This is a genomic window from Dickeya sp. ws52 (assembly GCF_007210685.1).
Classification (GTDB): domain Bacteria; phylum Pseudomonadota; class Gammaproteobacteria; order Enterobacterales; family Enterobacteriaceae; genus Dickeya; species Dickeya chrysanthemi.
In genome coordinates this window covers 74,312-84,121 of record NZ_SZVX01000022.1, presented here as the reverse complement: position 1 = coordinate 84,121, position 9,810 = coordinate 74,312, and the positions used below count along the sequence as shown (strand labels likewise).

At 51.2% G+C, this 9,810-nt stretch carries 10 protein-coding genes; 5 read left to right on the top strand and 5 right to left on the bottom strand.

The window, feature by feature from the left end:
* Window positions 1-670: 670 nt before the first annotated feature.
* A complete protein-coding gene (locus FDP13_RS18525; protein ID WP_143840092.1) occupies window positions 671-1,921 on the bottom strand; it encodes a D-amino acid dehydrogenase in 1,251 nt (416 codons plus the stop codon).
* A gap of 323 nt (window positions 1,922-2,244) precedes the next feature.
* On the opposite strand from FDP13_RS18525, the gene FDP13_RS18520 reads away from it, so the two are divergent.
* Window positions 2,245-3,780, top strand: a complete 1,536-nt coding sequence (locus FDP13_RS18520) for a SpoVR family protein (RefSeq protein WP_012769720.1) — start codon at window positions 2,245-2,247, stop codon at window positions 3,778-3,780.
* A 75-nt stretch (window positions 3,781-3,855) separates the two neighbouring features.
* On the opposite strand, the gene fadR is transcribed toward FDP13_RS18520, so the two are convergent.
* Window positions 3,856-4,575 (bottom strand): fatty acid metabolism transcriptional regulator FadR, encoded by a 720-nt coding sequence (gene fadR / locus FDP13_RS18515; protein ID WP_012769719.1) that lies wholly within the window; start codon window positions 4,573-4,575, stop codon window positions 3,856-3,858.
* Window positions 4,576-5,036: 461 nt separating this feature from the next.
* Between fadR and FDP13_RS18510 the strand changes: the two genes are divergently transcribed.
* The gene (locus tag FDP13_RS18510) at window positions 5,037-5,339 is read left to right on the top strand and encodes a hypothetical protein (protein ID WP_143840091.1); all 303 of its coding nucleotides are present in this window, start codon (window positions 5,037-5,039) and stop codon (window positions 5,337-5,339) included.
* Window positions 5,340-5,583: 244 nt separating this feature from the next.
* Complete coding sequence (gene dsbB, locus FDP13_RS18505; protein ID WP_012769718.1) at window positions 5,584-6,114, top strand: disulfide bond formation protein DsbB; 531 nt, start codon at window positions 5,584-5,586, stop codon at window positions 6,112-6,114.
* A 155-nt stretch (window positions 6,115-6,269) separates the two neighbouring features.
* Here the strand turns inward: dsbB and FDP13_RS18500 are convergent, their stop codons facing one another.
* The 3 genes from FDP13_RS18500 to FDP13_RS18490 all read right to left on the bottom strand — a co-directional run bounded on the left by FDP13_RS18500 (window position 6,270) and on the right by FDP13_RS18490 (window position 8,127).
* Complete coding sequence (locus FDP13_RS18500; RefSeq protein WP_012769717.1) at window positions 6,270-6,716, bottom strand: YcgN family cysteine cluster protein; 447 nt, start codon at window positions 6,714-6,716, stop codon at window positions 6,270-6,272.
* Between the two features lie 99 nt (window positions 6,717-6,815).
* Window positions 6,816-7,472 carry a fumarylacetoacetate hydrolase family protein gene (locus tag FDP13_RS18495; protein WP_012769716.1) on the bottom strand — a complete coding sequence of 219 codons (657 nt, stop codon included), beginning with the start codon at window positions 7,470-7,472 and terminating at the stop codon, window positions 6,816-6,818.
* A gap of 382 nt (window positions 7,473-7,854) precedes the next feature.
* On the bottom strand, window positions 7,855-8,127 hold the full coding sequence (locus FDP13_RS18490) for a YcgL domain-containing protein (RefSeq protein WP_012769715.1): 273 nt from the start codon (window positions 8,125-8,127) through the stop codon (window positions 7,855-7,857).
* A 136-nt stretch (window positions 8,128-8,263) separates the two neighbouring features.
* Between FDP13_RS18490 and minC the strand changes: the two genes are divergently transcribed.
* Window positions 8,264-8,977, top strand: a complete 714-nt coding sequence (gene minC, locus FDP13_RS18485; RefSeq protein WP_143840097.1) for a septum site-determining protein MinC — start codon at window positions 8,264-8,266, stop codon at window positions 8,975-8,977.
* A gap of 20 nt (window positions 8,978-8,997) precedes the next feature.
* Window positions 8,998-9,810, top strand: a complete 813-nt coding sequence (gene minD / locus FDP13_RS18480; RefSeq protein ID WP_012769713.1) for a septum site-determining protein MinD — start codon at window positions 8,998-9,000, stop codon at window positions 9,808-9,810.

The window sequence follows — 9,810 nt, the reverse complement described above, 5'->3', positions numbered from 1 at the left end:
CCAGCGCCCACACCTTCACCCGCTGCGACGTCTTCACCGCCTTCATCCCTGAACTCCTGCGTTTTGCTGTATGAAAAATTAATAAATAATGAATAAAGCGAATCAGTGACGACATGCCGACATTCAGAACGGATGAAAAGAACGTAGCTGAACGGGATAATTTGCCGTGCTTTATATATGCGCCAACACGCGATTGCGGTATCGACTGCTATGTATTTCCGTCTGAGTGACGGCGAGGAAAAGCAGGAAAGGATGGAGCAAAAGAGGAATCACTACGGAAACCGCGAGCACGTCCTGTTACGCCGATCACATCCATGCAGTAATAATTGGCGTTATGTTAATTCGCTATCTTTTCAAAAACAATACAAAAGATTACAAAACAATTCCAACCAATATACCAGAAAGAAATAAACCAACATTTTGATATTATTTACTATTCTTAGCCGGCAGACGTTTTCTTTTCGGCTTCATGGATTAAAGCAGCAGCGGACTTATCCAACCTACTGAGTGGGAATGAAAACCAGCGGGAATATTACTGACAACGCAACAGCGGCAATGTCATCAGGATGTATTTTTTCCCGCCGACCGGGTGAACAGCATGGAATGCGTGTGGTGATTTTCAGCTTAACCGCTCCGAGGGGAGCGGTGAGCCGTTGCATGGTGCGCCGAGTCAGGCGTAACGAGAAAAAGAGAGATCGTCGTATTCAATCGCCGGTGTTTTACCGGAGATAATATCGGCCAGCAATTGGCCGGAGCCGCATCCCATCGTCCATCCCAATGTGCCGTGCCCGGTATTCAGATACAAATTCTGCAACGGCGAGCGCCCTACCAGCGGCGTACCGTCCGGCGTCATCGGCCGCAACCCGGTCCAGAACGTTGCCTGCTCGACCGGGCCGCAATCCGGATAGAGATCACGCACCACCATTTCCAACGTTGCCCGGCGTTTCTGGTTCAGGGAAAGATCAAACCCGGCGATCTCCGCCATACCGCCAACGCGAATGCGCTGATCAAAACGGGTGATAGCGATCTTATAGGTTTCATCCAATACAGTGGATACCGGTGCCCCGGCCTCGCTGGACAGCGGAATAGTCAATGAATAGCCTTTAAGCGGGTAGACAGGAATATCGAACCATTTTTCCAGTAAACCGCGGGAATAAGAGCCACACGCCATCACGTAAGCATCCGCCGTGATCTTTTCGCCGTTGCAATACACCGCGCCGACTCGCGGCCCTTCCACATCAAGATGCTGTATCACACTGTTAAAACGGAAGGTGACACCCGCCGCAGCCGCCATCGCCGCCAGTTGCCGGGTAAATAGCTGGCAATCGCCGGTTTCATCATGCGGTAACCGCAACCCACCGCTCAGTTTATGACGCACACTCGCCAGCGCCGGCTCGGCACCCGACAGTTGATCGGCTTCCAGCAATTCATAAGGTACGCCGGCTTCTTTCAACACCGCGATATCGCGGTAGGCATTTTCATACTGCTGCGGGGTACGAAACAGTTGCAGCGTACCGCCCTGACGCCCTTCATAGGTAATACCGGTGGCGACACGCAGTGCCTGCAGGCAGTCGCGGCTGTATTCAGCCAACCGGACCATACGTGCTTTATTGACGCGATAATGTGCGTTATCGCAATTCAGCAGCATCTGCCACATCCAGCGCAGTTGCGTAGCAGTGAAATCCGGGCGAATAGCCAGAGGCGCATGTCGCTGGAATAACCATTTAATCGCCTTCAGCGGAATGCCCGGCGCAGCCCAGGGCGCAGAATAGCCGGGAGAAATCTGGCCGGCATTGGCGGCGCTGGTTTCTAATGCCGCTTCCGCCTGCCGGTCAATCACGGTGACGTCATGCCCTGCCTGCGCCAGATACCAGGCAGTACTGACGCCGATAACGCCACTCCCTAAAATCACCACCTTCATTTATTGCTGTTCTCCCTGACCTCTCCGCCAATCCCGCGGAATATGCTGCATAACACGTTAAACACCAAAATAAAAAGCTACTTTAACATGCAGGTATCAATTGTCATCTGTTGCAGATATAGCTTTTATTTATTATGAGAGCGTGAACACAACAACGTAGGATACGTCATAACACCATGCCGCCGCCCAATGCGGCGCGTGGCCCGTTCGCCACACAAAGGTTTCATCCAAGCTACCGATTTCACATCACTTTTCCCAAAATAAGCTACGATTAAATATGCCGACGCAATGAGGTGACGGCAGTTATAGTGAGGGGTGCGCTGATGGCTATATCGACTGATGAGCGGGTGACAAGCCCACAACGTCTGAGTGACGGACCAGACTGGACATTCGATTTGCTGCAGGTCTATCTGGATGAAATTGACCGGGTAGCCAAACTCTATCGTCTGGATACCTATCCCCACCAAATCGAGGTGATTACCTCTGAACAAATGATGGATGCTTATTCCAGCATCGGGATGCCCATCAACTATGCCCACTGGTCATTCGGCAAAAAATTTATCGAAACCGAACAGCGGTATAAGCATGGTCAACAGGGGCTGGCCTACGAAATCGTCATCAACTCCAACCCCTGCATCGCTTACCTGATGGAAGAGAACACCGTGCCGATGCAGGCGCTGGTCATGGCACATGCTTGTTACGGCCACAACTCCTTTTTCAAAGGTAATTATCTGTTTCGCAGTTGGACCGATGCCAGTTCGATTGTCGATTATTTGCTGTTTGCCCGCCAATACATTGCCCAGTGCGAAGAGCGTCATGGCGTCTATGAAGTAGAGAAACTGCTCGACTCCTGCCATGCGTTAATGAATTACGGCGTGGACCGCTATAAACGACCGCAGAAAATCTCGCTGGAAGAGGAAAAACTACGCCAGAAAAGCCGTGAAGCCTACCTGCAAAGCCAGGTCAATGAACTCTGGCGAACGCTGCCGCGTCGTGAACAGGAAACCTCGCCGGAGAAAGCCCGTCGTTTTCCCAACGAGCCACAGGAAAACCTGCTCTACTTTATGGAGAAAAATGCTCCGCTGCTGGAGCCGTGGCAGCGTGAAATCCTGCGCATCGTACGTAAAATCAGCCAGTATTTTTATCCGCAAAAGCAGACCCAAGTCATGAATGAAGGCTGGGCCACATTCTGGCACTACACCATCCTTAATCATCTCTATGATGAGGGCAAACTGTCCGATCGCTTTATGCTGGAGTTTCTCCATAGCCATACCAATGTGGTTTATCAACCGCCGTACAACAGTCCTTACTACAGCGGCATCAATCCGTATGCTCTCGGCTTTGCGATGTTCCAGGACATTAAGCGCATCTGCCAGGAGCCGACGGAAGAAGACCGTTATTGGTTCCCGGACATCGCCGGTAAAGACTGGCTGACGACGTTACATTTCGCCATGCAGAACTTCAAAGACGAAAGTTTCATCAGCCAGTTCCTGTCGCCTAAGGTAATGCGGGATTTTCGTTTGTTTACCGTACTGGATGATGATCACAACAATTATCTGGAGATAGCCGCAATCCATGATGAAAAAGGCTACCAAAAAATTCGTCAGGAACTCTCTTCACAGTACAACCTGAGCAATATCGAACCCAATATTCAGGTCTGGAATGTGGATTTACGCGGCAACCGCTCGCTGACGTTGCGCTATGTGCCGCAAAACCGCGCACCGCTGGATAAAAGCAGCCATGAAGTAATGAAACATGTTTATCGTCTGTGGGGGTTCGACGTCACACTGGAGCAGATGAATGAAGACGGCAGCATCGAGCTTATCGATCGTTGCCCACCACGCAACCCAGCGCTGTAACCAGTCAATTAACCGCAAGAAAAACGGGTAGCCATCAGGCTACCCGTTTCTTTACCAACCGATTCATAACATCAATCAACGACGGCCTTCGGCCAGGTCACGCGGAATGGCGTTCTGCATACTATGCCACAACGCCCCGCTCTCTTTGCCGTACTGACGAATCGCGTCGGGCACTTGTTCGTACAGGCCGTCGCGGCCTAACGACTCCAGACGACGATAGAACGCCAGCGCCGTTTTCCGCGCCTCCGGGTTGGAGAAGTAATAACGTCCCACCCGAATATACAACCCTTTCAGCCCATTGATGATCAGGCCATAGATCGGGTTGCCGGATGCAAAAGCCAATCCGCGAAACACGTTGTAATCCAGTTCAGCATACGCATCCGACGTATCCTGAACAGATTCAGTCAGTTTAAGGATCTCTACCGATTTAGCCGGATGCAGACGAATCGCGGTGCGGATGAAAATCCCGGCGATATTGGTGCGCACCGCCAGCAGATTATCGATCAGTTGGGGGACGCTGTCGTGATCAAGTCGCGCCAGCGTTTCAAGGATATTTAATCCGGAAGTTTCCCAAAAGTTATTGATTTTGGTCGGTTTGCCGTGCTGAATCGTGAGCCATCCGTCACGGGACAGGCGTTGTAACACCTCGCGTAATGTCGTACGCGTCACCCCGATCAACTCAGACAACTCCCGCTCAGCGGGCAAAATTGAACCCGGAGGGAAACGATTATTCCATATACTTTCAATAATATATTCTTCCGCGAATCCCGCCGGACTTTGCGCCTTTATAACCATAAGTTTATATTCCGTAGCGATGTTTACCAGTGAAAGTCAACATCATCATACCAAACGAACCCTACATCACATAGCATAGCAGGACCTGAAAATCTCAATTCGACATAAAAACTGTGACTTAAAGACAATTCCCCGTAAACAAACGCGAATATCCCTCACGATTTACGATAATTTTCTTTAAACACCCTCTCATTGTTAAATTAAATTAACGTTAAAGAAGACATCACCAGCACATCATCACGCCTATATCGTATTTCTTCTGCACGAATGTCCAGGCTCCGCCCCTGAGTGCGGCGCTGCCATACGATTATTTTTAATTATCACTCCCCGCTGTTTTCACCGGACGCCCTATTTTTTATGGCTGGCCGTAAACGCGGGGTTTACTTTTCCCTGGGCATCGCCCTGAATCCTACCGCTGTAGCGCGCTGGCTTATCAGCACCGGCCTGCTATTTTCACTGGCATGACCAGCCCAGATCAAGTATGGCATGTCGCCGTTAATCATATTGAAGTTTTGTTATTGCCGATTCTTATGTTAATGGCAGCCTATGATACCAAACCGTTATTATCTCTGCGCGTATTCGAAATCATGGTATTCCCCCGCCGAACCATTCCAGCAGGCGGGTACGCTGATGCCACTCATCCGCGTAGTTCCACCTTATTTTGCCGCCTATCCGCGACACGGGCGGAAAAGCCGGCCCCCGGCAAAAATGCATCGTTCATCAATACCGGCATGATTGATCAATACCCCCATGCTCTGGAATAAATCGTGTATAGTAGAGGGCGGATTTTGTCACGAAACTGGCTATCCCTCATAGAAAGCGTTAAAAACAGCAGGGTATTTGTTGGCACAGCAGAATCTTCGCTCAGGCGCTGATGCAAGCTCCGTCGGATACCGGCGCCACTCGCGCCGTCGCGGAAAGCGTCAGTAGAACTGACCCGAGATTCAATGAGGGCGGTGAGCACGGTTATCACTGCTCATACTATCGTTTTTAGCATGGAATATTTTTATGTTGCGATTTTTAAACCGTTGCTCCCGTGGTCGGGGCGCCTGGCTTTTAATGGCGTTCACGGCGCTGGTTTTTGAACTGGTAGCCCTTTACTTCCAGTACGTTATGATGCTGAAACCTTGCGTACTCTGTATTTACCAGCGAACGGCGCTCTACGGCGTCATGGCAGCCGGGTTGGTAGGCGCGATAGCGCCGGGTTCTGCACTGCGCTATCCGGCAATCGGGTTATGGATTTACAGTGCCTGGGAAGGGCTGTCGCTGGCCATCAAACACACCAATATCCAGTTGAACCCATCGCCGTTCGTTACCTGCGACTTTTTCGTCAGTTTCCCCTCCTGGTTGCCGCTGGATAAGTGGCTGCCGGCTATCTTTACCGCCACCGGCGATTGCTCCGAGCGCCAGTGGAGTTTCCTGAGCATGGAAATGCCGCAGTGGATGATCGTGATTTTCGGCGCTTATCTGCTGGTTGCCGTGCTGGTTCTGATTGCCCAGCCCTTCCGCCCCAAACGCCGCGACCTGTTCGGCCGTTAAACAGCGATGATACCGGGTCAGGGCTGCTGACCCGGTTTGTCGTCGTGTAACGGCGCATCATGTAACGACGAAAGAAAAAATGGGCGACCTCATCGTTACCGCCGTCAGTCCTCTCTAGCGCGATAACCCGCGCTCATCGCTGCCGATATCCACGCCTATCTGGCCCATTCCGGTTTGTTTAAGATGTGGTCTTGCCAGTCCACCACGTCACTTTCACGCACGGCGATATAGCGTACCGAGATTCTTTGCTGATGCATCGCCGATTTCGAGCCCGACAGCAACGGGTGCCAAGGTTGCAGCCCTTTTCCCTCGTGTATTAAGCGATAAGCGCAGGTTTCCGGTAACCAGTCAAACGACAGCAGATTTTCTCGCGTCAGCTTGATGCAATCCGGCTCATATTCAAACCGGCGCGCATAATTACGGCACTGGCAGCTTTTAATGTTCAGTTGATTACAGGCTACATTGGTGAAATAGAGTTCATCCGTATCTTCATCGATCAGCTTATGCAGGCAGCAACGACCACAGCCGTCACAGAGCGCCTCCCATTGCTCGTCCGACATTTGCTCCAGCGTGTGAGTTTCCCAAAAGGGTTGTTGAGTCATAACAGCTATTCCGATGATAAACAGAGAAGTCTGGCTGCGTATTGTAAAGGGGGATGAGGTGGGATACCACCCGCAGCAGCGCCGCGGGCGGCGGCAGAGTCAAATAACGTGGGTCGTCAATGTACGATCGTTAAGCGTGATGGTTAATGCATCGCCAGGCTGCAACGGCCCCACACCTTGTGGCGTGCCGGTCAGGATAATGTCGCCGGCGCGCAGGGTAAAAAAGCGGCTCATATAGGCTATCAAGGGCAGAATCGGCGTAATCATGTCGCGTGTATTGCCTTGCTGACGCACGTCGCCATTGACGTGAATACCCAATTCCGCTTGCTGCGGGTCGCCAAATTCAGCCACCGGAATAAATCCGGATACCGGACAGGAGCCATCAAACCCCTTCGCCTTTTCCCACGGTTGGCCCGCTTTTTTGAACCCGGCCTGCAAATCACGCAGCGTTAAATCCAGCGCCACGCCATAACCGGCAATCGCCCGGGCGACACGCTCTTCGTTTGCCTGCTTGAGCGGCGTGCCGATCAGCACCGCCAGCTCAACCTCGTGATGTACCGAACCCAGTTCTTTAGGAATCGCCACCGGTTGACGCAAATCGCACAGCGCGGTTTCAGGCTTGATGAACAGAACCGGTTCCGCCGGCTTGGCGCTACCCATTTCACGGATATGTTCGGAATAGTTACTACCGACGCACACCACTTTATTGACGGGAAAATCCAGTAACGCGCCCTGCCAGTCTCTATGTTGATACATGTACCCTCTCCTGACCTTTCTGTTAACGGATGGCGCCGGCCCGCCGTAGCAGGCGGGACATCGCCAGCCCATCATACCGGCATCGTCATCAAAAAAGTAAGCATGATTGATGAACAACAGTATCCAAAATTTATCATAACCCCCGCATTACCTTTTGCGACCGCCATCGGTATACCAGACGAAGAAAGGAATTATGCGGGATGGTTGAAAATAGGTTTATTTACCAGGTGGAACAAATACACCTGTATATAAATCAGTATCAGAAAAAATAGCATCAATAATATTAAAGCATTGGCCGGTTTATTCCTAACACCCCTGTATTAAAAAACAGCGGCCAATTCCCGTTGCGGCATCAAACATTATCTGAAAAATAATTCGGGTATTATTTTTTTACACTTGCCTGCAGTTCATCCCATAGATTTTCCGGCGGCGGCGGCAACTGCAGATAAAAACCCTGATCACTAAGCATCTGTTTTACTTTTTCAATATCTGCTGACGCCAGTTTTTTACTGCCATCAAGCGGTAATATCATCACCAGATGCGGCTGACCAAAACTTTTCATCAGTTCCTCGGGAACGCGGGAAAAGTCGTCTTTTTTTTCGACATAAAGATATGTTTGCTCGCGTCTGGAACTTCTGTAGATCACACAATACATGTTTTTTACTCTGAACTAAGATAATGGTGTCTTGCCTGTATTTTCATGTGACTATAACATGCTTGGAGCGCTCTGGAATATCATGCCTTAAATGTTACTCTGGGGATTTAAAGATGCTGAAACTGAGTCAGGACAGATGTCACAAACGCCAATTGAGTTGAAAGGCAGCAACTTTACCTTATCCGTTGTTCATCTGCATGATGCACAGCCCGATATTATTCACCAGGCCCTACGGGAAAAGATCGAACAAGCGCCCGCGTTTCTCAAAAATGCGCCGGTCGTTGTCAATGTTTCGACGCTGTCCGCTGATGCTGACTGGATTAAGCTTCAGCAGGCGATTACCGATGCGGGTCTGATAGTCGTAGGGGTAAGTGGGTGTGATGACGAGCAACTCAGGCACGTCATCGCCAAGGCGGGGCTTCCGCTATTACGTGAAGGTAAATTGCGTGAAGGTCAATTACGCGAAGGCAAGGACCGCCGGACAACTCAGCCTCCGGCACCGGCTGCCACACCGGTTAAAACCCGGGTGATCAACACGCCCGTCCGTTCCGGACAGCAAATTTATGCCCGCGACTGTGATCTTATCGTCACCAGCCATGTCAGTGCCGGTGCCGAAGTGATTGCCGACGGCAATATCCATATTTACGGCATGATGCGCGGCCGCGCGCTGGCAGGCGTTTCTGGTGATGTCGACAGCCAGATCTTCTGCACCCAGTTGGCCGCCGAGTTGGTGTCGATCGCCGGACGTTACTGGCTTAGCGATCAGATACCGGAAAATTATTTCGGGAAGGCGGCGCGCCTGAAACTGAGTCCGCCTGACCATGTTCTGACCATACAACCTCTAGACTAGGCCCTTGAAAGGAATTATTTATGGCACGCATCATTGTTGTTACTTCAGGTAAAGGGGGCGTTGGCAAGACCACTTCGAGCGCGGCCATTGCTACCGGTTTAGCCCAAAAAGGCAAGAAGACGGTTGTCATCGACTTTGATATCGGTCTGCGTAACCTTGACCTGATCATGGGATGTGAGCGCCGGGTCGTGTATGACTTTGTGAATGTCATCCAGAACGATGCAACGCTGAATCAGGCGCTGATCAAAGATAAGCGTACCGAAAATCTGTACATTCTGCCGGCGTCGCAGACCCGCGATAAAGACGCGCTGACCCGCGAAGGCGTTGAGAAAGTACTGAACGATCTGGCCGAGATGGAGTTCGATTTTATTATCTGTGACTCCCCTGCCGGTATCGAAACCGGTGCGCTGATGGCGCTTTACTTCGCGGATGAAGCCATCATTACCACCAACCCGGAAGTCTCGTCAGTGCGCGATTCCGACCGTATCCTCGGCATTTTGTCCTCCAAATCTCGCCGGGCTGAACAAGGTCAGGACCCGATCAAAGAACATCTGTTGCTGACCCGTTATAACCCCGGCCGCGTTAGCCGTGGCGACATGCTGAGCATGGAGGACGTGCTGGAAATTCTGCGTATTCCGCTGATCGGCGTTATTCCGGAAGACCAGTCGGTATTACGCGCATCCAACCAGGGTGAACCGGTCATTCTGGACACGGAGGCTGATGCAGGTAAAGCCTATGCGGATACCGTCGATCGTCTGCTGGGAGAAGAACGGGCTTTCCGTTTTATTGAGGAAGAAAAGAAAAGCTTCCTGAAACGACTCTTTGGGGGGTAA